The 21,304-nt window shown below is 73.7% G+C and carries 20 protein-coding genes; 10 read left to right on the plus strand and 10 right to left on the minus strand.

Translation table 11 applies throughout. The features are described 5' to 3' along the window. Positions 1-20 precede the first annotated feature (20 nt). The 4 genes from ACFWBW_RS28305 to ACFWBW_RS28320 all read right to left on the minus strand — a co-directional run bounded on the left by ACFWBW_RS28305 (position 21) and on the right by ACFWBW_RS28320 (position 3,841). Positions 21-641, minus strand: coding sequence for an RDD family protein (locus ACFWBW_RS28305; RefSeq protein WP_385377981.1), 621 nt, complete (start codon positions 639-641; stop codon positions 21-23). Positions 642-923: 282 nt separating this feature from the next. After that, on the minus strand, positions 924-1,577 hold the full coding sequence (locus tag ACFWBW_RS28310) for a fasciclin domain-containing protein (protein ID WP_385377984.1): 654 nt from the start codon (positions 1,575-1,577) through the stop codon (positions 924-926). A gap of 115 nt (positions 1,578-1,692) precedes the next feature. Further along, complete coding sequence (locus ACFWBW_RS28315; RefSeq protein ID WP_385377987.1) at positions 1,693-3,318, minus strand: molybdopterin-dependent oxidoreductase; 1,626 nt, start codon at positions 3,316-3,318, stop codon at positions 1,693-1,695. A 283-nt stretch (positions 3,319-3,601) separates the two neighbouring features. Next, a complete protein-coding gene (locus tag ACFWBW_RS28320; RefSeq protein ID WP_385377990.1) occupies positions 3,602-3,841 on the minus strand; it encodes a chaplin in 240 nt (79 codons plus the stop codon). 468 nt (positions 3,842-4,309) lie between these two features. Between ACFWBW_RS28320 and sigK the strand changes: the two genes are divergently transcribed. The 3 genes from sigK (at position 4,310) to ACFWBW_RS28335 (ending at position 7,421) form a co-directional block, all read left to right on the plus strand. Further along, positions 4,310-4,834, plus strand: coding sequence for an ECF RNA polymerase sigma factor SigK (sigK, locus tag ACFWBW_RS28325; RefSeq protein ID WP_385378147.1), 525 nt, complete (start codon positions 4,310-4,312; stop codon positions 4,832-4,834). Next, the gene (locus tag ACFWBW_RS28330) at positions 4,831-5,577 is read left to right on the plus strand and encodes an anti-sigma factor domain-containing protein (RefSeq protein WP_385377993.1); all 747 of its coding nucleotides are present in this window, start codon (positions 4,831-4,833) and stop codon (positions 5,575-5,577) included. Before sigK ends, ACFWBW_RS28330 begins: the two co-directional genes overlap by 4 nt. A gap of 212 nt (positions 5,578-5,789) precedes the next feature. Next, positions 5,790-7,421: an AMP-binding protein gene (locus ACFWBW_RS28335; protein ID WP_385377996.1), complete on the plus strand. Its 1,632-nt coding sequence runs from the start codon at positions 5,790-5,792 to the stop codon at positions 7,419-7,421. 101 nt (positions 7,422-7,522) lie between these two features. Here ACFWBW_RS28335 and ACFWBW_RS28340 read toward each other — a convergent pair whose 3' ends face one another. Next, a complete protein-coding gene (locus ACFWBW_RS28340; RefSeq protein WP_385377999.1) occupies positions 7,523-8,248 on the minus strand; it encodes a PepSY domain-containing protein in 726 nt (241 codons plus the stop codon). 132 nt (positions 8,249-8,380) lie between these two features. Here ACFWBW_RS28340 and ACFWBW_RS28345 point away from each other — a divergent pair, with 132 nt between their 5' ends. Both ACFWBW_RS28345 and ACFWBW_RS28350 read left to right on the plus strand, forming a co-directional pair. After that, positions 8,381-9,058: a response regulator transcription factor gene (locus ACFWBW_RS28345; RefSeq protein ID WP_267815321.1), complete on the plus strand. Its 678-nt coding sequence runs from the start codon at positions 8,381-8,383 to the stop codon at positions 9,056-9,058. Positions 9,059-9,221: 163 nt separating this feature from the next. Further along, positions 9,222-10,589 (plus strand): sensor histidine kinase, encoded by a 1,368-nt coding sequence (locus tag ACFWBW_RS28350; protein WP_385378150.1) that lies wholly within the window; start codon positions 9,222-9,224, stop codon positions 10,587-10,589. Between the two features lie 28 nt (positions 10,590-10,617). On the opposite strand, the gene ACFWBW_RS28355 is transcribed toward ACFWBW_RS28350, so the two are convergent. The 3 genes from ACFWBW_RS28355 to ACFWBW_RS28365 form a co-directional block, all read right to left on the minus strand. After that, a complete protein-coding gene (locus ACFWBW_RS28355) occupies positions 10,618-12,681 on the minus strand; it encodes a bifunctional metallophosphatase/5'-nucleotidase (RefSeq protein WP_385378003.1) in 2,064 nt (687 codons plus the stop codon). Positions 12,682-12,703: 22 nt separating this feature from the next. After that, the gene (locus ACFWBW_RS28360; RefSeq protein WP_385378006.1) at positions 12,704-13,417 is read right to left on the minus strand and encodes a TetR/AcrR family transcriptional regulator; all 714 of its coding nucleotides are present in this window, start codon (positions 13,415-13,417) and stop codon (positions 12,704-12,706) included. Positions 13,418-13,569: 152 nt separating this feature from the next. Further along, positions 13,570-13,818, minus strand: coding sequence for a hypothetical protein (locus tag ACFWBW_RS28365; protein WP_385378009.1), 249 nt, complete (start codon positions 13,816-13,818; stop codon positions 13,570-13,572). 136 nt (positions 13,819-13,954) lie between these two features. On the opposite strand from ACFWBW_RS28365, the gene ACFWBW_RS28370 reads away from it, so the two are divergent. From ACFWBW_RS28370 to ACFWBW_RS28385, 4 genes are all read left to right on the plus strand, one after another. Then, positions 13,955-14,446, plus strand: coding sequence for a GNAT family N-acetyltransferase (locus ACFWBW_RS28370; protein WP_385378012.1), 492 nt, complete (start codon positions 13,955-13,957; stop codon positions 14,444-14,446). Between the two features lie 243 nt (positions 14,447-14,689). Then, a complete protein-coding gene (locus ACFWBW_RS28375) occupies positions 14,690-15,163 on the plus strand; it encodes a hypothetical protein (RefSeq protein ID WP_385378015.1) in 474 nt (157 codons plus the stop codon). Between the two features lie 284 nt (positions 15,164-15,447). Continuing rightward, entirely contained in the window at positions 15,448-17,484 is a 2,037-nt protein-coding gene (locus ACFWBW_RS28380; protein WP_385378018.1) for a peroxidase, read from the plus strand. A gap of 9 nt (positions 17,485-17,493) precedes the next feature. Further along, a complete protein-coding gene (locus ACFWBW_RS28385; protein WP_385378021.1) occupies positions 17,494-18,453 on the plus strand; it encodes an aldo/keto reductase family oxidoreductase in 960 nt (319 codons plus the stop codon). A gap of 204 nt (positions 18,454-18,657) precedes the next feature. Here the strand turns inward: ACFWBW_RS28385 and ACFWBW_RS28390 are convergent, their stop codons facing one another. Continuing rightward, positions 18,658-19,548, minus strand: a complete 891-nt coding sequence (locus tag ACFWBW_RS28390) for an esterase/lipase family protein (protein WP_385378024.1) — start codon at positions 19,546-19,548, stop codon at positions 18,658-18,660. 128 nt (positions 19,549-19,676) lie between these two features. Here ACFWBW_RS28390 and ACFWBW_RS28395 point away from each other — a divergent pair, with 128 nt between their 5' ends. Further along, positions 19,677-20,927 carry a PucR family transcriptional regulator gene (locus ACFWBW_RS28395; RefSeq protein ID WP_385378027.1) on the plus strand — a complete coding sequence of 417 codons (1,251 nt, stop codon included), beginning with the start codon at positions 19,677-19,679 and terminating at the stop codon, positions 20,925-20,927. Positions 20,928-20,965: 38 nt separating this feature from the next. Here the strand turns inward: ACFWBW_RS28395 and ACFWBW_RS28400 are convergent, their stop codons facing one another. Beyond that, positions 20,966-21,253: a hypothetical protein gene (locus tag ACFWBW_RS28400; RefSeq protein WP_385378030.1), complete on the minus strand. Its 288-nt coding sequence runs from the start codon at positions 21,251-21,253 to the stop codon at positions 20,966-20,968. Between the last annotated feature and the right edge of the window lie 51 nt (positions 21,254-21,304).

The raw sequence follows: 21,304 nt of genomic DNA on the forward strand, positions 1-21,304 counted from the left end.
GGCCCCGACGCAGGGCCGTATCAGCCCTTGGGCACCACGATGACGACGGTGCTGCACACCTTGTCGGCGAAGGTCTGCTTCTTCTCGTCCCACAGCGGCCACAGGTAGCCGATGTAGCAGGAGATGCTGTCGAGGAAGTGCGCGAGCTTGCGGACGAAGGCCATGCCGAAGCCGAGGACGTTGCCGTCGGCCTCGCGGCGCACGCTGATCCCGACGATCTTCTTGCCGATCGACTGGCCGGTCGCGCCTTCCTTGTAGAGGTTGAAGATGCTCATGCCGAAGGCGTAGAGGATGCCGATCATGAAGAAGACGCCCGGCCCGGAGGCGCCCGCGTCATCGCTCATGGCGAGGTCGATGAAGCCGAGGGCGTACATCGGTCCCACGGTGATCAGACCGTCGAGGAGGGTCCCGCCGAAGCGCAGGCCCCAGTGCGCCAGCGGCGGCATTCCGGTGCCGGGCATGGGCGGCATGCCGGCCGGCGGGTACGCGCCGTACGGCTGCTGCGGGGGGACGCCGCCCACGGGCTGCTGCGGGTAGCCGTACTGCGGGGGGACACCCTGAGGTGCCTGCTGCGGGTAGCCGGGCTGACCCTGCGGGGGCTGCTGCTGGCCGTAGGGGTTGTTCGGGTCGCCGAAGCTCATGGCGAAGTCTCTCCAGGGTGTGACGGGGACGAGCGGCCCGCCGGAGGGACGTGAAAGAGCGGGTTGCCCCCCTGCGCAGCCGCGAACTTGCGGGGGCCATCGTGTTAGTAACATCGGCCACTTGTCCAATCCGTTGTCACATGTGCCCAACAAGTGACGGACCCGTAAACACAGCATGGAGTCCCGGACCCTGAGGACGGGTCCGGGACTCCGGGGCCACTTCGCTGACCGCTTCTACAACGACCGGCGACCGTGCGGGTCACCGGTGGGCCGCGACCGCTGCTACTTCGGCATCAGGACGGTGTCCACGATGTAGACGGTGGCGTTCGCGGTCGGGACGTTGCCGCAGACCACGTTGGACGTGCCGTTGACCTTGTAGGACTCGCCCGAGCCGGTGGTGGTCACCTTGCCCGTCTCGAGCGTGGCGAAGGAGCCGTTCTCGAGCTGCTTCGGCGTCAGCTTCTCGCCGACCACGTGGTAGGTGAGGATCTTGGTCAGCGTGGCCTTGTCGGCGAGGACCTTGTCGAGGTCGGCCTTCGGGATCTTGGCGAAGGCGTCGTTGGTCGGCGCGAACACCGTGATGTCCTTGGCGTTGTTGAGCGTGTCGACGAGCCCGGCCTGCTTGACGGCCGCCACCAGGGTGGACAGCGCGGGGTTGTTGGACGCGGCGGTCGCGACCGGGTCCTTGGCCATGCCGTCGAAGCTGCCCGCGCCCTCCTTCGGGACACCGGCGCACGCGGCGCCGAAGGGCCCGTCCGCCGTCGTCGGAGCCGAGGCGTCCGCGGCCGGGGAGGAGGCGTCCGCACTCGCTTCGGCTACGGCGCCGGCGGCCGCGTCCTTGCCGGAGTCCGATTCGGAGCAGGCGGCCAGCGCGAAGGGCAGTACGGCTGCCGTGGCGACGGCGAGGGCGGTACGGCGGAAACGAAGGGCGTTCATGGTGTTCTCCAGAGAATGAGTTGGTGATTTACGCGTACGGAGGGGAAGGGGAGGGGGAAAGTGTGTGAAGTAGCGCGAAGGGGGCTGAACTGGTGTGTGGCCGGGGTTCCTTCGGTCAGGCGACCGTGACGAACACGCCGTGCCGGCCGCTCGCGCCGTCCGGGATGGTCCGGGTCCGCAGCTCGGTCTGGACCTCGCCCCGGCCGTCCGTGGCGCGGACGGTCAGGCGGTGGCCACCCGGCGCGGCCTTCCAGTCGAAGGACCACTGGCGCCAGGTGTCGGTGGTGGCCTGCGCCGCGAGCGAGGCCTCCTGCCACGGCCCGTCGTCGACCTGGACCTCGACCCGCTCGATGCCGCGGTGCTGGGCCCACGCCACCCCGGCCACCGTCACGGTCCCGGCCGGGATCCGGGCGAAGGGCTTGGGGGTGTCGATCCGGGACTGCGTCTTGATCGGTGCCCGGCGGGCCCAACCGCGCTTGACCCAGTACGGGTCGTAGGAGGCGAAGGTGGTGAGCTCGATCTCCCGGATCCACTTGCAGGCGGAGACGTAGCCGTACAGACCGGGTACGACCATCCGGACCGGGAAGCCGTGCTCGAAGGGGAGCGCCTCGCCGTTCATGCCGACGGCCAGCATCGCGTCCCGGCCGTCCATGACCTCCTCGACGGGGGTGCCCAGCGTCATCCCGTCCACGGACCGCGCGATCAACTGGTCGGCCCGGCCGCCTCGCGAGGGCGCCCGGACACCCGCCTCGCGCAACAGGTCCGACAGGCGTACGCCGAGCCAGCACGCGGAGCCCGCGTAGGGGCCGCCGACCTCGTTCGACACGCAGGTGAGGGTGATGTCGCGTTCGATCAGGGGGCGTTGGAGGAGCTCGGCGTAGGAGTAGGAGCGCGGGCGGGGGACGCCCGTGCCGTGGATGCGCAGCCGCCAGGTGTCGGCGTCCACCTTGGGTACCACGAGCGCGGTGTCGACACGGTAGAACTCCTTGTTCGGTGTGGTGAAGGCGCTGACCCCGGGAATCCGCAGGGCCGCCCCGGCCGGGATCGGCGGGGCCGGCGAAGCGGGAGCGGGCAGGCGTACGGCGGCGCGGGAGGCGGTGGCGCCCTGGCCGCGCCGGCCGGTCAGGGCCCGGCCGAGGGCGCCCGCGCCGGTGGAGGCGGCCGCGGTGATGCCGGCCGCGAGGAGGAAGCCCCGGCGGTTCCAGGCGGCGGGCACGTCGTCCGAGCCGCTCGCCGACGTCTCCACTGGTGCGCTGTCCCCTCCGGCGGGCCGGGTGGCGGGGCCGCCCACCTTTCCCACCAGCAGGTACAGCACCAGCGACCCGGCCGCGGCCCCCACCAGCGAGGGCAGTGCGTCCGCCGCCCCGGCCGCGTCGGGCCGGGTCAGGGCCGCAGCCGCGCCGAGGATGCCGAAGGCCAGTACGCCGGCCGCCCCCGTACGGCGGTGGCGCAGCGCGAACATCCCCAGCAGGGCCGCCAGGACGCCGATGGTGGCCAGGATGCCGAGTTGGAGGACCAGCTTGTCGTTCTCGCCGAAGGTCCGGATGGCGAAGTCCTTGAGCGCCGCCGGAGTGCGGTCGATGGCCGCCCCGCCGATCACCGTGACCGGCCCCGCCTGCGGTCGCACCAGGGACGCGGTCAGCTCGGCCGCGGCCAGTGCCGCGTATCCCGCCGGCAGGCCGCTCGCCGCGGCGAGGGCGCCGCGCTCGACTGTCCTTCGGTTGATGCTCACGACTCTCATTCGGCGCCGGACCGTTCGCGGATGGGCCGGTCATCCGATCAAGTGAAGATCCGTCGGTGTGTTGACCTTTGTGTGCGGGTCGCCAGGGCCTGGCTCCGTACGGCCTCGCTCCGCAAGGCCCGCGCACGCGGGCGGTGGCGCCGACGGCCACCGCCCGCGCGGGTCCCGCGGGGCCCGGCGGCGCTCAAGAGTGGCGACCCACTCCCCGCCGGTCCGCAGGACCACCGGCCCGCCGCCGCCCCGTAGCCGGTGGCGGGCCGGAGACTGCGGTCCGTGCGACCCGTCAGGCGTTGACGCAGGTGTTGCCGAACGCGGGGTTGAGGAGACCGATCACGCTGATCGAGTTCCCGCACGCGTTGATCGGGATGTGGATGGGGATCTGGATCAGGTTGCCCGATCCGACCCCCGGGGAGTGGGCGGCGAGGCCCTGGGCTCCGGCGTCGGCCGAGGCCACCGAGGCCCCGCCTACGAGAAGGGCACCCGAAGCGAGGGCGAGTGCGGCACTCTTGAGGACACGCGACACGACAGATCTCCTTGCCGGCTGTGCGGCGGCGGATTCCGGGGCTCGGCCCCGTGACCCGCCGCGCGGCGGGCCCTGGAGCGGACCCGCAGCCCTCCTTCGGCCCGGCCCCCCGGAGCGGTTTGGTCCCGGCGTGCCGGTTCCCCCGAACGGATGCCCTTTCGCGTGTATGTCGGCCAATCCGCGCGCGGACCGGCTCCGAAGACAGGGTGAGACAGCAAGGACCCGGCGCGCACCGCGACCTCGGCGGACGGGGAACGGGTGCGCCTGCCACGAAGGATCGTTCATGCGATGGATGGACCGGCGAGCACCGCTCGCGGCCCCGGCGTGCCCGCCCGGGCCCGGCCGTACACGGGGGGTGCCCAGGTGAACCCCGAGAAGCTGCACTTCCCCGGACCGGGCCCGGGCAGCGGCCCAGGACCCGGACCCGGCACCGGTCCCGGATCGGCCGCGGCCGAACTCGCCGATCTGATGGCGCGCGTCGCGCAGGGAGACCAGGACGCGTTCTCCGCGCTGTACGACGCCGTGGCCGGAACCGTCTTCGGCATCGCCGTCAAGGTGGTGCGCGACCGCGCACAGTCGGAGGAGGTCGCCCAGGAGGTGATGATCGACGTGTGGCGGCAGGCCGCCCGCTACCGCCCCGACCAGGGGAGCGTCATGGCCTGGGTGGCCACGATCGCCCACCGCCGGGCGGTGGACCGCGTCCGTTCCGCCCAGGCCTCGGCCACCCGCGAGCACGACGTGGGCGTACGCGGTCAGGAACGTCCCTTCGACGAGGTGAGCGAACAGGTGGAGACCCGGCTCGAACGCGATCAGGTCAAACGCTGCCTGCGCCGGCTGACCGACCTCCAGCGTCAGGCCGTCACCCTCGCCTACTACCAGGGGCTGACCTACCGTGAGGTCGCCGAGACCCTTCAGACTCCTCTTCCCACGATCAAGACCCGGATGCGCGACGGATTGATCCGCCTGCGCGACTGCATGGGGGTGACCACGTGAAGCACGACGAAGAACTGCACACCCTCACCGCGGCCTACGTACTGGACGCGCTCGGTCCGGGTGAACAGGAGGCCTTCTCCCGGCACTTGACCCGCTGCGCGCCGTGCTCCGGGGACGTGGCGGAGTTCTCCGCCACGGCCGGCAGGCTGGCCTCCGCAGTGGCGCTCGTGCCCCCGCCGCAGCTGAAGGCTGAGGTCCTCGCCCGCATCGAGACCGTCCGCCAGCTCCCCCCGAGGGTCGGCGTCCGCCGGGCTGCCGGATTCCTGGACCGGCTCCCGCGCAAGGCCGGAGCCTTCGTCGTCGCCGCTTCCCTCGTCGGGGCGGCGCTCTTCGGCGGCGCCGCGCTCCACGAGAGCGGGCAGGCGGACCGGGCCCGGCAGGAGGCCCGGCAGGCCGAGGCGCGCAGCCAGGAGCTGCGGGCCGTGGTGACGGCCCCGGACGCCCGTACCGTCCACGGCCGTACCAGCGGCGGAGCCGCCGCGACGGTGATCACCTCCGCGGCCCGGGACCGGGCGGTGTTCCTCGCCGACCGGCTGCCGGCCCCCGGGGAGGGGCGCACGTACCAGCTCTGGCTCGCCGAAGGCGGCACGATGCGCCCCGCCGGCTTCCTCGCCGGCGACGGGGCGGCCGTGCTGGACGGCGGCCTCGGCAAGGCCACGGCGGTCGGCCTGACGCTGGAGCCCGCCGGGGGATCGGCGCAGCCGACGACCAGCCCCCTGCTCCTGCTGGCCCTCCCGGCGTAGGGCACAGGGCGTACGGTGCACCCGGGCGGGTGGCCTGGAGCGAAGGCTCCGGTCACCCGCCGGCCGTGATCACGGGGCCTCCGAGCAGCCCACTCGGGGGCCGCCGCACCGGGCCCCACCGCGGTCTGGCCCCGGCCGCGGGACGCGTGGATCATGAGGGGGCGCCGGAGCGAAGGGGCCCCGGAGCCCGCCACCGAGCCCAGGGGGTCCATGTGCCGTCCGTCGAGCCGAGTTACGCGTCCGGGGCTTGTGAGGTGCCGCTGCTGGGCGACACCATCGGCGAGAACCTCGACCGCACCGTCCGCAGGTTCCCCGGCCGCGACGCCCTCGTCGACATGGCCTCAGGGCGCCGGTGGACGTACGCGGAGTTCGCCGCCGATGTGGACGACCTCGCGCTGGGCCTGCTGGACCTCGGGATCGCCAAGGGGGACCGGGTCGGCATCTGGGCCCCCAACCGCCCCGAGTGGACGCTGGTGCAGTACGCGACCGCCCGGATCGGCGCGGTCCTCGTCACCGTGAACCCGGCCTACCGCTCCCACGAGCTGGAGTACGTCCTGCGCCAGTCCGGGATCCGGCTGCTCGTCGCGGCGGACCGGTTCAAGAGCTCCGACTACGCGGCCATGATCGAGGAGGTCGGGCCGCGCTGTCCGGCACTGGAGTTCACCGCCCTGCTGGACGGCCCGCTCTGGAACTCCCTCCCGGAACGCGGCCGCCGCGCCGACCGGACCGAACTGCTGCGCGCCCAGGCCGCGCTGAGCCCGGACGACGCCGTGAACATCCAGTACACCTCGGGGACGACCGGCTTCCCCAAGGGGGCGACCCTCTCGCACCACAACATCCTGAACAACGCCTACTTCGTGGGCGAGTCGTGCCGCTACACCGAACAGGACCGGGTCTGCATTCCGGTGCCCTTCTACCACTGCTTCGGCATGGTCATGGGGAACCTGGCCTGTACCAGCCACGGCGCGGCCATGGTCATCCCCGCACCCGCCTTCGACCCCGGAGCCACCCTGGCCGCCGTCGAGGCGGAGGCCTGCACGTCGCTCTACGGGGTCCCCACCATGTTCATCGCCGAGCTGGCCCACCCGGACTTCGAGACCTACGACCTCTCGAGCCTGCGCACGGGCATCATGGCGGGCTCGCCCTGCCCGGTCGAGGTGATGAAGGAGGTCATCGACGGGATGGGCATGCGCGAGGTGTCCATCTGCTACGGCATGACGGAGACCTCGCCGGTCTCCACCCAGACCCGCGTGGGCGACTCGGTGGAGCGTCGCGTCTCCACCGTGGGCCGCGTCGGACCGCACCTGGAGGTCAAGGTCGTCGACCCGGCCACCGGCGTGACCGTCCCGCGAGGCGAACCGGGCGAACTGTGCACCCGGGGCTACTCGGTCATGCTCGGCTACTGGGACCAGCCCGAGCGGACCGCGGAGGCCGTCGACGCGGCCCGCTGGATGCACACCGGAGACCTCGCCGTCATGGACGGGGACGGGTACCTGAGCATCACCGGGCGGATCAAGGACATGGTGATCCGCGGCGGCGAGAACCTGTACCCGCGCGAGATCGAGGAGTTCCTGCACGCCCACCCCGACGTCATGGACGTCCAGGTCATCGGCGTGCCCGACCCCAAGTACGGAGAGGAGCTCATGGCGTGGGTCCGGATGCGCGAGGGCGCCGAGCCGCTGACCGCGGCGGCCGTGCGCGCGTACTGCGCCGGCCGGCTGGCCCACTTCAAGATTCCGCGCTACGTCCACGTCGTGGAGGAGTTCCCCATGACGGTGACCGGCAAGATCCGCAAGGTCGAGATGCGGGAGACCGCGGCCCGGCTGCTGGGCCTCCCCTCCTGAGGAGGGGTCCGCCGCTCGCGGACGGCCGCTCCGGTGCCCCGTACCGCTGTCGCCGTCGCTGTCGTCGCGGTACGGGACTCCGGGCGTGCGCCCGTACCCGGTCAGCGGGCCGTCCCGGCGCCCTTCCCCACGACCGTGTTGCTCGTGACCGTGCCGTCGGCGCCGGCCAGGGTCACCGCGTGCCGGACCCCGTCGGAGCCGAGGACCACGACGCGCCAGGCGCTCCCGCCGCCCTCCTGGGCGACCACGCGCAGGGCCTCGGCCTTGCCGCCGGGCACGGCGGCCTCCGCCTTCTCCAGGGCCTGGGCCGCCGGCAGCGCGGGCAGCGGTACGGGGGACCGGTCGGGCCCGTCCACGACGAACCCCTCCTCGCCGTCGGGCAGCCCCTGCCGTACCAGTCCGTCCGGCGGGAAGACCCCCCGCTCGCCCTTCTGGCCCCGCAGGCCGGGCTTGCCGGGCTCGCCCGGCTTCCCGGGGCGCGCGGGAAGTGGAGCCGTCATCTCGCCGCCCCCCTCCCGCACGACGTCGAACCGGTCCCACATCCGCTCCGCGCGCGTGCGGCGGACGTCGTGATCGTGGTCCGCCACGGCCACCACCGCGCCCCCCGCGCCGGCGGAGGCCACCACCACGAGCCCGAGCGCCACCCAGCGCCCCCGGCCCTCACGGGTGAACCGGGTCAAGCGGGCCATCCGGGCGCCGCGCCCCGCCGCCTTGCCGGCCGGGTCGCCGCCACCCTCGCCGCTGCCCTCGCCGCTGCCCTCGCCGCTGCCCTCGACGGGAACAGTGGCCGGGGGGTACTCGGGCGGCTGCGGACTGGACTGAGTCATCTGGAAGCTCCTCGCGTTCTCCGGGCGACGTGCCCGGCTCGGCCGATCCTGCGAGCAGGATGCTGAAGCCCCGCTGAAGCGAGCTGAAGAACCCTTCAGCAAGCCGGCGGCGCGACCTGAGAACCTTGCCCCATGCGCGTACTGGTGGTCGAGGACGAGCGGCGGCTGGCCGCCGCCCTGCAACGTGGTCTGCGGGCCGAGGGCTTCACTGTGGACACGGCACACGACGGTCCGCAAGGCCTGTGGATGGCCGGGGAGCACGACTACGACGCCATCGTGCTCGACATCATGCTGCCCGGCCTCAACGGCTACCGGGTCTGCGCCCGGCTGCGCGCGGCCGGCTGCGAGTCAGGCATCCTCATGCTCACTGCCAAGGACGGCGAGTACGACGAGGCCGAGGCCCTGGACACCGGCGCCGACGACTTCCTCTCCAAGCCCTTCTCCTACGTGGTCCTCGTCGCCCGGCTGCGGGCCCTGATCCGGCGCACCGGCCGCCGCAGCCCGCAGGTCATGGAGTTCGGAGACCTCCTCGTCGACCCGGCCCGGCAGCGCTGCACGCGCGGCGGCGTCGAAGCCCGGCTGACCGCGCGCGAGTTCGCGGTCCTGGTGCACCTGGCCCGGCGGGCCGGCGAGGTCGTACCCAAACGGGACATCCTCGACCACGTCTGGGACGCCGCCTACGAAGGGGACCTCAACGTCGTCGAGGTCCACGTCAGCGCCCTGCGCCGGAAGATAGACGCGCCCTTCGGCCGGGCCGCGGTGGAGACCGTCCGGGGTGCCGGTTACCGGCTGGCGGCCGACGGTGGCTGAGCCCGACCGGTCCTTTGGCTCCCGCGACGCCGACAACTCCGGCAAGCCCTACGAGCCGTACGACCTCTACGAGTCCCACGAGTCCCACGAGTCCCACAAGTCCCACGAGGGCCGGGACCGCTCCCGCGCGGTGGCCCACCGCCCGCGCGAGCTCGTGCACCGGCTGCGCCGGGCCGCCTCCCGGCTCCGGCCGAGGTCCGTCCGCGCCCAGGCCACCCTCGGCGCGTCCGCCGTGGTGGCGCTGGCCCTCGCAGTTGCCTCCTTCGCCCTGCTCGGGGCGCTGGAGACCAACCTGACCATGAGCGCCCAGGAGGATGCCGAACGGCAGGCCGTCAAGGTGGCCGCGCTGGCGGCCACCGGGCAGCTGGACCTCGTACCGCCTCCGGGCCGCGGGACCGGCTTCTTCCAGGTCGTCGACGCGCGGGGGCGCGTCCTCGCGGCCAGCCCCAACCTCCGCGGCCGCCCCGCCCTCGTCCCCGAACCACCCGTCGCACCCGGCACGGTCCGCGACACCTGGAAGGGCGGCAGGGTCCGCGAGGAACACCGCCAGCGCGTCGTGCAGGTCACCACGGTCACCGAGAAGGGCCTGGTCACCGTCTACGCCGGGACCTCGCTCCGCGACGTCGACACCGCCGACGCGACCATCATGGCGGTCCTGGCCGTCGTGGTCCCGCTGCTCGTCCTGGTCGTGGCCCTGATCACCTGGCGGGTCACCGGCTGGGCCCTGCGCCCCGTCGAGGCGATCCGCGCCGAGATGGCCGAGATCGGCGACCGCGAACTGCACCGCCGGGTGCCCGTCCCGCCCACCCGGGACGAAGTGGCCCGGCTCGCCGTCACCATGAACGCCACCCTGGACCGGCTGGAGGCCGCAGGCATCCGCCAGCGCCGTTTCATCGCGGACGCCTCGCACGAACTGCGCAGCCCCATCACGGTGCTCCGCACCCAGCTGGAGGTCGCGCAGGCCCACCCCGATCCCGAACTGTGGGGCGAACTGGTCAGCGGCGCGCTGGAGGACACCGTACGGCTCCAGGACCTGGCGGCCGACCTGCTCCTGCTGGCCCGCCTCGACACCTCGGAGCCGCCACCGGCCGCCGCCGTCGACCTCACGGAGGTGGTCCGCGAAGCGGCCCGTGCGCGCCGGGGCGCCCGCGTCCCCGTGCACGCCGACATCGCCCCCGGGATCGCGGTCCGCGGCAGCACGATCTGGCTGTCGCGGCTCGTCACCAACCTGCTGGACAACGCCGACCGCCACGCCGAGCAGAACGTCACCCTCGTCCTGCGCATGGACGAGCCCCGTGGCGAGGCCGTACTGGAGGTCACCGACGACGGAGCGGGCATCGCGCCCGCCGACCGCGAGCGGGTCTTCGAACGCTTCACCCGGCTCGACGACGCCCGCGCCCGCGACGAGGGCGGCACCGGCCTGGGCCTGGCCATCGCCCGCGACATCACCCTGCGCCTCGGCGGCACGCTCGCCGTCCGGGACTCCGCGAAGGGGGCCCGCCTGGTCGCCACGCTCCCGCTGGGCCCCTGACGCGGCCCGGGAACCCGACGGCGTCCGCTCAGCACACCGGCCGTCGTCCCGCGTCCCGCGCGGCCTCCTCCTCCGCCGCGACGGGCGCGGGCAGCCCCGGCACCGGCTCGGGCGGGGTCACCAGCAGGCCCGCGCTGCCCGGCGGGTTGAAGAGCGGGGCGGGCTTCACCGTCACCCGGCCCGTGGAGACGGCCTCCAGGGTGCCGAGGGCCGCGACGTACGCCGGGAAGCTGTCCGTGTCCCGCCGGTGGCGGGCCGGCTCCCGGTAATCGCCGAGGGCCGGGTAACCGTCCTGCCCGGTGAGCGTGTACGAGGTGGTCGCCACCCGGTACGAGGCCTCCGGCCGCAGCGGGACACCGTCGACGAACACGTCGCCGGGCGCCACCCGGTCCCCGACGGGCCCCGCCGCGTCGAAGGAGTACCGGACGTTGTCCGACACCGCGAGCGGGGCGTACGTCAGCACGCCGGAGGCGTCCAGCGCCCACTGCTGCTCCAGGGCCTCGTGGAGCCGGCGCCCGCTCACCTCGGCGCTGACCAGGGGGCATCCGTAGCCGACGGCCCGCCAGGCCCGCTCGAAGTTCACCGGGTCGTCCAGGGCGGGACCGGCGAGCAGATCGGTGTTGATCACGCTGCGGCCCACGCGCGGGGCGACCGCGATGAGCGCCAGGTCCGCGCCGGACCGGGCCGGCCGGGGACTGGTGTCGAAGGAGTCGGGCGCCTGACGGGCGGCCCACAGCGCCCAGTCGGCGACGAGATTGCCCATGGTGGACTCCCCGGCCGGGGAGAGACGGCGGCGGAAGGAGGCGCGCTGGCGTCCGATGACTCCCGCCCCGCGCCGCTGCGCGTAGCCGGCCCAGTGGGCGACGACCTCCCCCAGCACCGGATCGGGGTCCACGTCGCGGGTGTTGGGGTGGTTGACGGAGCTGGTGAGCGCGCGGACGACCGTACCGGTGTCCGCGTCGAGCCGCAGGGTGATCTCGCCGATGATCTGGCCGTGGCAGCCGGCCTCGACGAAGGGCCGCGGCCGCCCGTCCGGCCCCGGGAGCATCATGTTGAAGGCGCAGTGCCAATGCCCGGTGACGATCGCGTCGATGTCCGCGGACACGCGCAGCGCCAGCTCGTACGCCGGACCGCTGGGTTCGCTGCCGGAATCGAAGTCGGTGCCCGCCACCGCCCCGTCGTGCATGCTCAGCACGATGGCGCCCACCCCGAGCGCCTTGAGCCGGGCGGCGCAGAGGTCGGCGGCGGCGAGCTGGTCCAGGGTGGTCAGGCCGGGCTGGAAGGAGTTCCCGAACCTCTCGGTGCCGTCGACCGTCAGGTGGATGAACCCGATGGGCAGCCGCCGCCCGCCCGGTGCGTCCACCCACTCGATGTTGTACGGCGGGAGCACCGTCTCCCCGCTCGCCGCGAACACGGCGTTGGCGCTGTAGTAGCGGAAGTCGGCGCCGTGGAAGGGCGCGCCGCTCGAGTCCGGGAAGGTGTTGGTCAGTCCCGCCCCGTCGTAGGGAACCCCCTCCTCCATGTGCCGGCGCAGGAATCCGGGCGTGCGGTCGAACTCGTGGTTCCCGGCGGTCGCGAAGTCCAGACCGAGCCGGTTCAGCGCCTCGATGGTCGGCTCGTCGGCGAGGGTGAAGGCGGGGAACTCCCAGCCGGAGAAGAGGTCGCCCGGCGCGAAGAAGAAGGAGTTGGCCCGGCCTGCCCGCAACCGGGCCAGGTGGGTGGCCATGTAGGCGACCCCGCCCACCGCGTACGTACGGCCGCCCGCGCCGGTGATGAGGGAATCCCGGGCCGGGGGAGCGGACAGGTAGCCGTGCAGGTCGGTGATGTGCAACAGCTGTACGTCCACGTACCCGGCCGCGCTCGCGGCGTCGTGCGCCGCGCCGGTGGCGGCCGCCGTGGTACCGGTGAGCGCCTTGATCCCGACGGCCCCGACGGCCCCGACGGCCCCGACGGCCCCCGCGGCCCGGGCCAGGAACCGGCGCCGCCCGAACTCCTCCATCAGCGCCCCCGATTCCACGGGCGGGCCAACTGGCGCCCGCTCGGCAGCAGTCTGTGCCCGGCTGGTGACCGTCCGTGGCAGGGTGTCCGTCACCGTGGCGAAATTCCGGGAAACTTCACCCGCTCGACGAACGGCCCGCCTCCGGCGGTTGCGAAGCGGCGTAGCGGGCGAGGAAGAGGTCGACTCCCGAGGTGACCACGCGGGTCAGCTCCGCCGGGTCCGTCCCGGTGCCGGGGGCGAAGGTGTGCATCAGCTGCGGGACGCCGGCGGTCGCGGCGACGAGCTGCCGGACGGCGAGCACGGGGTCGGGGAGGTCGAGCCTTCCGCGTCGGGCGAGTTCGGTGCAGGCCTCGATGAGGGGCTTGTCGTACATGTCGTAGGCGAGCCCGCTCCAGAGCCGGCCGAGCTGAGGGAAACGGTCGGTCTCGCCGATCACCAGGCGGCTCAGCGCCATGAAGTCGGGGCGCAGCAGGAGTGCGGCCCGGTCGCCGGTGAAGGCGATCAGGCCGGCGCGCAGATCGGCGGTCTCCGTGAGGGCGGAGCCGTCGGCTTCGAGGCCGGCGCAGGTCTCGCGCAGCAGGCCGCCGACGACGGCGAGGAACAGTCGCTCCTTGGTGGAGAAGTGCTTGTAGACCGTCGCCTTGGAAACCCCGGAACGGCTGGTGATCGCGTCCATGGAGGCACCCGCGTACCCCTCGGCGAGGAACTCCGAGGCGGCCGCGCCGGTGATCGCCCGGCGCTTGCGCCGGACCGCCTCGGAGGAAGCGGGGATGGCGGGGAGGACCGGGATGCCGAATTCGTCGGTGGTGTTCGCCGTCTCGGCTTCCATGGGGGAGTCCTTCGTACCTGCGGGGGGAGGGCCTGGGGGGCCGGCGGGCGTGCGTACCGGGCCAGTGTAGGAACCGAACCGTTCGGTACGTACAGCCTGCCGTGCCGTGCCGTGCCGTGCCGTGCCGCGCCCTTGCCCGGCCGCCGCGAGGGTCAGCCCTGCGCGGCCCTGCCGTTCACCTGGACCGGCTTGCCGCCCGTGCTGGGCATCGTCACGCTCATCTCGACCTCGGCCGAGCCTGCCTTGGAGGCCTCGTCGGAGGCCTTCGTGAGCGTCGCGACCAACGACTCGGCCGCGTCCACCGCCTGCTTGCCCACGGAGGCGCCGGCCGTACAGCCGCTCAGGCCGGCCGTCACGATCACGGCCGCCGCGAGGCTCGCGGTGACTGTCCCTGCCTTCAATCCCACCCCTTGGTCGCTCGCCGCCCCACGTCCCCCGGGCCGGGACCTCATCGTCACACGCTCGCACGATGCCTCGACCGGCAAGCTCGGGAAACTCACGGGCACCCGGCCCAGCAGCCTGTATATCCTGCCCGGCATGCTGCGACTCGAACGCCTGCGGGCCGACCACGAGGATGCCCTGCTGGCCTTCGAGCGGGACAACCGGGCGTACTTCGCCCGCTCCGTACCTGACCGCGGGGACGCGTACTTCGCGGAGTTCGCCGCCCGCCATCGCGCCCTGCTCGAGGAACAGGACACCGGCGCGTGCCGGTTCCACCTCGTGGTGGACACGGCCGGAGAGCTGATCGGACGCGTCAACCTGGTGGACCTCGCGGACGGCACCGCCGACCTCGGCTACCGGATCGGCGAACGGGCGGCGGGCCGCGGCGCGGCCACCGCCGCCGTCCGGGAGGTCTGCCGGCTCGCCGCCACGGAGTACGGGCTCGGCATCCTCACCGCGTCCGCGACCCTGGACAACGCGGCCTCGGCGGCGGTGCTCAGGCGGACCGGATTCACGGTCGTGGGGGAGACCGTCCTGGACGGCGCCCCAGGGCTGACCTACCGGCGGGAGCTGACCGCCGAGGGCTGACCGGACCCGGCCGCACCTCGCCCCACCACAACACTGCGCTTCGCCCCGCCCGGCTCGAACGGGGCGACAGCCCCCGCCCTGGTGCGTACGGGTGACGGTCCGACGGCGATGCGTCACCCCATCGGTGGCCCCGGCGCGCGCGCACGGCGTTGATCACCGAGTGTGTTGATCACCGGCAGCGCGCGCTGCCCGTCGGCCCCCGCACGCTGCCCGTCGGCCCCGCACTGAGGAGTCCCCGGCCCCATGGCTGTCGCCGCCGTCCTCTCCGTCTTATGCGCCGCCCTCATCGCGATGGGCGCCGCGAAACTCGGCCACCACGCGGCACGCAGCCGCAAGGTGCCGGACGTGGGTCCCGTCCAGGACCCGGCCGTCGCGCGCATGGGCGACTACGCGAAGGCAGGCCCGCTGATAGACCTCTGCACCACCGAAGACCGGATGCCGGGGCCCGCCAAGGCCGAGGTGCGCGGCCACTCCGGGAAGTACGCGCACATGGTCATCGACCGCGAGTGGCCCAGGACGTGCGAGGGCGGGACCGGCGAGGAGACCCGGGCCATGGCCCGCGGTCTCTGCCAACTGGCCGCCAAGGTCCCGGCGCAGACCCCGCCGAAGGCCGTCGACGACGCGCGGGACGCGCTCGACCGGCTGCTCGCACAGCGCCGGCTCCGGGTGGCGGACATCGAGGGCGGGCTGCCGCGCTGCGCCGCACGGCGTTCGTGACCGCGCACGGCATCTGAGACACCCCACCTCCCGCTCCTGCTCCTTTCCTCTCCCTCCGCTCCCTCCACGTAAGGGTTCCCCATGTCCCGTCCCGGAGTCGCCCGCGCCCTCGTCGCAGGCAACCTCCCCGGGCTCGGCTCCGGAGCGCCCGCAGCGCCGCCGCGCTGAACCAGGCCGTTCCCCCCTTTCTGTTCGAGTCCGCTGGTCGGGTCCTCCACTCGATTCCCCTCTCCACGCTTCGCGCTTCGCCCCTCTCCGCCTCGCCCCCCACCGCCACTTGGAGCATGTCGATGGCCCTCGACCCGTCGCCGCACCCGGGCTGCCCCCACACCGGATCCGCCGGTGGCCCCGCCCGCGGACCCGCCCGCAGGACCGTGGTCCAAGCGGCGGCCCTCGCCGCCGCCGGAGTCACCGCGGGCCTCGCGCCCACGGCGTGGGCCGCCCAGGCCCCGGCCCGTCCGGCGGCGGGCCCGGCCGCGGAGCCCGCGCGCAGGGACACCGACCCCGCGCCCCTCCCGCTGCGCACCGACCGCGACTCCCAGGGCGACATCCTCGCCGGGTTCCGCAAGGACCACGCCTGCTTCCTCTTCCTCCGCTTCCGCGACGCCGACAAGGCCCGGCACTGGCTGACCGGCCTGCTGCCCTCCCTCTCCACCACCGAGGAAGTGGCCCGCTTCAACCGGGCCTTCAGCAGGGCACGCCGACGCAGCGGCGGCATCGACCCCGATTCCATGGCCACCCTGTGGACCGGGCTGAGCCTGACGCATCCGGGACTGCTCCTGTTCGCGGGCAAGGAGCCCTTCCCCGCGACCCCGGCGGGCTCCAGCGCCGAGGCCTTCACCCAGGGCTGCGCCGCCCGCGCGCAGCAGCTCGGCGACACCGGAACCAGCGCCCCGCAGTCCTGGCTGTTCGGCTCGCAGGAGCCCGGCCGCGTGGTGCACGCGGTCCTCACGCTCGCCGCCGACCAGCCCGAACGCCTCGCCACCGCCGTCGCCGAACACCGCGCGGGCGCGGCCAAGGCCGACGCGACGGTCCTGTTCCGCCAGGACGGGGCCACCCTCCCCGGCGAGCTCCGCGGGCACGAGCACTTCGGCTTCCTCGACTGCATCAGCCAGCCCGGAGTACGGGGCTTCGACGAGCCCGACCCGGCCGACCCCACCGGCGTGCTCGGCAAGCCCGGAACCCGGCTGATCCCCGCCGGCGAGTTCGTCGTCGGCGCCGAGCGCGTGGGCAAGCGCCCCACGGGCCTGCCCGCCTGGGCCACGGGCGGAGCCTTCCAGGTCGTACGCCGGCTCGCGCAGGACGTGCCCGGCTGGTGGACCCAGGTCGCCCTGCGTCTCGCCGACCTCCAGCGCTCCGGCGCCGCGCCCGCCGACGCCGGCCGGGAATGGCTCGGAGCCCGCCTGATGGGCCGCTGGCCCGGCGGGATGCCGGTCTCCCTGTGCCCCGCGGCGGAGCAACTGCCCGTGCCGGGCGAGCACCCCGACGCCAAGCTCGACTACAGCCAGGACCCGCAAGGCTGGCAGATGCCGCTGTTCGCGCACATCCGCAAGGGGAACCCGCGCGGCGGGCTCGTCCTCACCCCGGGCCGTCCCCCCGTGGCCCAGGCGGAGCTCGACGCGCGACGCCTGATGCGGCGCGGAATCCCGTACGGCCCCGTCTACAAGCCCGAACTGGGCGGGGAACACGGTCCGGAGACCTCGCGCGGACTGGTCTTCGTCTGCCACCAGTCCGACCTGGTGGGCCAGTTCGAGCTGGTGATGCGCAAGTGGGTGAACGAACCCGACTTCCCGGCCGGCCGCAACCCGCGCACCGGCTGCGACCCGGTGCTCGGCCCCGACTCGCCCATCGCCTTCGAGACCCCCTCGGCCGACGGCACCGGCAGCCGGGCCAACACCCTCCACTTCGGCCGGTTCGTGCGCACCGAGGGCTCCGTGTACGCCTTCAGCCCCTCCCTGCCCGTCCTGCGGGCCCTGGCCAAGGGAGAACTCGACGAGTCCATCGAGTTCCACACCGGCTCCGTACTCCGCCTCGGCGAAACCCTCGACGCCGGAACGTGTCGGCTGTCCCTGGACAACACCGGCGACCTCGCCCTGCTCGACTCGGAGGGCCGCCGTACGTGGCACAGCGACACCGCGGGCTCCGGACACGACGCCGTCCTCACCCAGGACGGCGAACTGCTCGTGCGCAAGGCCGACGGCGGCCCGGCCTGGTCCAGCGCCACCCCCGGCAACCCCGGCGCGCGCCTGCTGCTGCGCCCCGGTGGAGAGCTGGTGATCCTGGCCGGGGACCGGGTGCTCTGGAAGGCGTCCGCCTCGTAGGGTGGCGGCATGGCGATCACGGCACCAGTGACAGGCGACACCAGACTGATCTACGGCTGCATGGCTCTCGGCGGGAGCTGGGAGCCCGGCCCGTACCAGGCCGAGGACATCGACGCGGCCGAGGCGGTGATCGAGGCCGCCCTCGACAGCGGCATCACGATGTTCGACCACGCCGACATCTACCGGCACGGGAAGGCGGAGGCCGTCTTCGGCGAGGTGCTCGCCCGCACCCCCGGCCTGCGCGAGCGCATCACGCTGCAGACCAAGTGCGGCATCCGGCTCGCCGAAGGCGACCGCCCCGGGATGTACGACCTCCGGGGCGCGAGCATCCTGCGCCGCGTCGAGGAGAGCCTCACACGGCTGCGCACCGACGTCATCGACGTCCTGCTCCTGCACCGGCCCGACCCCCTGGCCGACCCGGCGGACATCGCCGAGGCGCTCACCTCGCTGCACCGCCAGGGCCTCGTAAGGCAGTTCGGCGTGTCCAACATGAACGCCGCACAATGCGCCGCCCTGCAACGCCACCTCGATGTCCCGCTCGTCGCCAACCAGCTGGAGATGAGCCTGCGGCGGCGGGACTGGCTGGAGGACGGGGTCCTCGTGAACACCCCGGCCGCGGCCGCCGTCGGCTTCCCGGCCGGCACCGTCGAGTACTGCACGGCCAACGGAGTCCGCCTCCAGGCCTACGGGGCGCTGGCCCAAGGCCGCTTCACCGGGCTGGAGGCGAGCGTCGGGGAGCGCATGACCGCCGAGCAACTGCGCGCCCTGGCCAAGGCCAAGGACACGACACCGGAGACGATCCTGCTGTGGTGGCTGCAACGCCACCCGGCCCGGATCGCCCCCGTCATCGGCACCGGCCGCCCCGAGCGCATCCGGGCATGCCGCGACGCCGCCCTGCGCGCCCCGGACCTCGGCCACGAGGAGTGGTACTCCCTGTGGCTCACGGCCCGGGGCGGGCCGCTTCCCTAGTGCTGTGGCCGGGAAGGTTTGCCGGGTCGCGGCGTCCGGTGCGGTGCATCGCAAGGCGGAGGATCGCGGCTCGTACTGGACGTACTTCCGTGGTCCGACAACGCGGCGAGGTGCCGTGCCGGGCGCCGTGACCCGGTGAACCTTCCCGGTCACAGCACTAGCCTCCCGGCTCCCGCCTCCCGCCTCCCGCTTCCCGGAGACGGCCTAGCCGGGCGAGCCGACCGCGCACACCAGGATCGGGGTGGCCCGGCGCGGGTCGAGGGCGTTGCGCACCAGGTGCCAGACGTTGAGGTCGTAGGCCTCGCCGATGTGGCCCACCGGGTCGAAGGGGCAGAAGTCCTGCACGTACTGGTTCTTGACCCCCGGCTCGCGGACGAACGCCGTCTCGGTCGGGGTCACCAGCTCGTCGTAGCGCGACGTGATGATGGTGTACGCGATGCCGGGCTGGGCCACCGGGCCGTCGTTCAGCGCCAGGATCGCGGGACCGCCGGGCACCTCGTCGGCGAGCACCGGGATGCCGATGGTGGTCACGATCTTCTCCATGGCCGCCCGGCCGATCAGCTTGTCGCCCAGGTCCAGCAGCCCGGCGGCGTTCGTGCCGTGGGTCGGGGGAGCGATGGCCACGACCGCCTTGATATGGGGCTGGATGCCCTGCATCTTCGCGAGGTAGAGGGCCTGGAGCCCGCCCTCGGAGTGGCCGACGACCGACACCTTCGCGGCGCCGGTCGCGCCGCGCACCTTCTCCACGTACTCCTTGATCTCCAGGTTGGAGACGGCCACCGGCTTGAGGCCTCCCACGAGCGGGAAGCCGTCGTAGGCGCCGTAGGTCAGGGCGAAGGTGCAGTAGCCGCGGGCGGCGAGGTCCAGTTGGAGGAAGTTGAGGTCCTCGTACCAGGTGGCGAAGGTGCCGTGGAGCAGCACCACGGGCTCGGGGTGCGCGGCGCTCGGCCGGCAGGAGAAGTCGTTGACCCCGCCGCCCGTGACGCCCTCGGTGGCGGCGTGCGCCGGGAAGGCGGCGCCGAGCATGAGGGCCAGCGGGAGAGCGGCTCTGGCGAGCAGGGTGCGGGTGCGCGACGCACGGGTACGGGGGGCCATACGACATCTCCTGACGGGGGGTCGTGCACTGGTCGGACTGCACAGAATGCTCCGGCGTGCGGCCGGTGTCCCCTGGCGGTACGCGCAGAATGCTTCCTCCCGCGTTTGTGCACGGTGACAATGCCGGGATGGACGACGCGGGCGGTACGGCAGGCGGTACGGCGGGCGGCAGCGCGGGCGGGGCGGCGGGCGGGGGGTTCGCGTCCGCGCCGGAGCTCGCCGCCGCGCTGCTGCCCCGGATACCGGAGATGGCGGCCGAGACCGTCGCCCGGCTGACCGCCGACATCCCCGCCTACCGGCTGCTGCCCGACAGCGTCCTCGGCGGAGACCTCGTCGCGAACACCGAAGCCGTGCTGAAGCTGTTCTTCACCACCGTCGCCGAAGGACGGGCGCCCACCGAAGCCGAACTGGCCGCTCCCGTCGCCTGGGGCGCCGAGCGGGCCCGGGACGGGGTCCCCCTGGAGGCGGTGCTACGGGTCTACCCGCTCGGCGCCCGCCGGGCCTGGGAGCTCGCCGCGGCCGGACCCGACCCCGTCGCTGACCCGTACGCCCTGGTCACGGGACTGCTGGCGTTCCTCGGGGAGGTCATGCCCAAGGTCGCCGAGGCCTACCTGCGCGAACAGGCCGACCTCGACTGGGAGCAGCGCGAACACGGCCGCAACCTCGCCGGGGTCCTGCTCGCCGGCCGCCCGGCCCGGCGCGCGGCCGAACGGTACGGACGCACCCTCGCGGAGCGGTACGAGGTGGTCGTACTGCGCCTCCCCGAGGCACCCGGCGGCGCGACGCACCGCATCCTGCGCGCCCTGCGTTCCGAACTGGACGGCAACCCGGAGGTGTTGGCCACCTTCAAGGGCGAGGGCGGTGTCCTCCTGGTCCCGCTCGCCCCGGACGGGACGGACGCGCCGGACGGCGCGACCCGGCGGCTGCTCGCCCGCCTCGACGCGGCGGCCGAACTGCGGTGCACGGTGGCGGCCGCCGTCGCCGAGGACCACGCATCGATCCCCCGGGCCCAGGCGGAGGCCTCCGAAGTGCTCTCCCTGGCCGAGGACTTGGGGCGCCCGCCGGGTCTCTACCGACTGGCCGACCTCGCCGTCGAGTACCAGCTCGTGCAGCCCGGCCCCGCCCGCGACGCCCTGGCCCGGGTCCTGGCACCCCTCGACGACCAGCCCCATCTGCTCACCACACTGCGGGAGTTCATCGCGGCCGGCTACCGGCGCGCCGAGGCCGCCGAAGCCCTCACCGTCCACCGCAACACCCTGACCTACCGCCTGGGCCGCATCCGGCTGCTCACCGGCCACGACGCCACCGACCCCACCGGCGCCCGCCACCTCGCGGCCGCTCTCACGGCGTACGGCGCGGCCCGCCGCACCGGCCCCTGAGGCGCGCCGGCGCCCTGGTGGGCCGGCGCGCCGGTTCCTCAGAGCACCGGCGGCCGGCCCGCGGCCGTCAGCCGCATCACCGTGCGCCAGCGCATGGGGCGCCGTACCTGGTCGTGCCGGGACGCCCACCCTTCGCGCAGGCCCTGGAGCGAGTCCCGCAGTCCGCCGCCCCGCAGTCCGCGCAGGGCCGTGACGGCCGTCCAGATGCCGAGGTAGGCCGGCATAAGGGGCGCGGGAAGGTTGCGGTAGGCGAGCCAGACGCGGTTGCGGGCGGCCAGCCGGTGGAAGAGCGCGTGCCGGGTGGGGCTGGTGACCGGGTGGTGCATCCGGACCTCCGCCGCGTACCAGCCGGTGCCGCCCTGCTCCCAGAGCCGGTG

The organism is Streptomyces sp. NPDC059957, assembly GCF_042730015.1.
Lineage (GTDB): Bacteria > Actinomycetota > Actinomycetes > Streptomycetales > Streptomycetaceae > Streptomyces.

Bases quoted from the DNA above. Each gene is read 5' to 3' on its own strand.
- ACFWBW_RS28380 (WP_385378018.1), top strand. From the start codon at position 15,448: ATGTCGATGGCCCTCGACCCGTCGCCGCACCCGGGCTGCCCCCACACC.
- ACFWBW_RS28345 (WP_267815321.1), top strand. From the start codon at position 8,381: ATGCGCGTACTGGTGGTCGAGGACGAGCGGCGGCTGGCCGCCGCCCTG.
- sigK (WP_385378147.1), top strand. From the start codon at position 4,310: ATGGCGCGCGTCGCGCAGGGAGACCAGGACGCGTTCTCCGCGCTGTAC.
- ACFWBW_RS28370 (WP_385378012.1), top strand. From the start codon at position 13,955: ATGCTGCGACTCGAACGCCTGCGGGCCGACCACGAGGATGCCCTGCTG.
- ACFWBW_RS28385 (WP_385378021.1), top strand. From the start codon at position 17,494: ATGGCGATCACGGCACCAGTGACAGGCGACACCAGACTGATCTACGGC.
- ACFWBW_RS28395 (WP_385378027.1), top strand. From the start codon at position 19,677: ATGGACGACGCGGGCGGTACGGCAGGCGGTACGGCGGGCGGCAGCGCG.
- ACFWBW_RS28390 (WP_385378024.1), bottom strand. From the start codon at position 19,548: ATGGCCCCCCGTACCCGTGCGTCGCGCACCCGCACCCTGCTCGCCAGA.
- ACFWBW_RS28360 (WP_385378006.1), bottom strand. From the start codon at position 13,417: ATGGAAGCCGAGACGGCGAACACCACCGACGAATTCGGCATCCCGGTC.
- ACFWBW_RS28310 (WP_385377984.1), bottom strand. From the start codon at position 1,577: ATGAACGCCCTTCGTTTCCGCCGTACCGCCCTCGCCGTCGCCACGGCA.
- ACFWBW_RS28375 (WP_385378015.1), top strand. From the start codon at position 14,690: ATGGCTGTCGCCGCCGTCCTCTCCGTCTTATGCGCCGCCCTCATCGCG.
- ACFWBW_RS28400 (WP_385378030.1), bottom strand. From the start codon at position 21,253: ATGCACCACCCGGTCACCAGCCCCACCCGGCACGCGCTCTTCCACCGG.
- ACFWBW_RS28315 (WP_385377987.1), bottom strand. From the start codon at position 3,318: ATGAGAGTCGTGAGCATCAACCGAAGGACAGTCGAGCGCGGCGCCCTC.
- ACFWBW_RS28340 (WP_385377999.1), bottom strand. From the start codon at position 8,248: ATGACTCAGTCCAGTCCGCAGCCGCCCGAGTACCCCCCGGCCACTGTT.
- ACFWBW_RS28305 (WP_385377981.1), bottom strand. From the start codon at position 641: ATGAGCTTCGGCGACCCGAACAACCCCTACGGCCAGCAGCAGCCCCCG.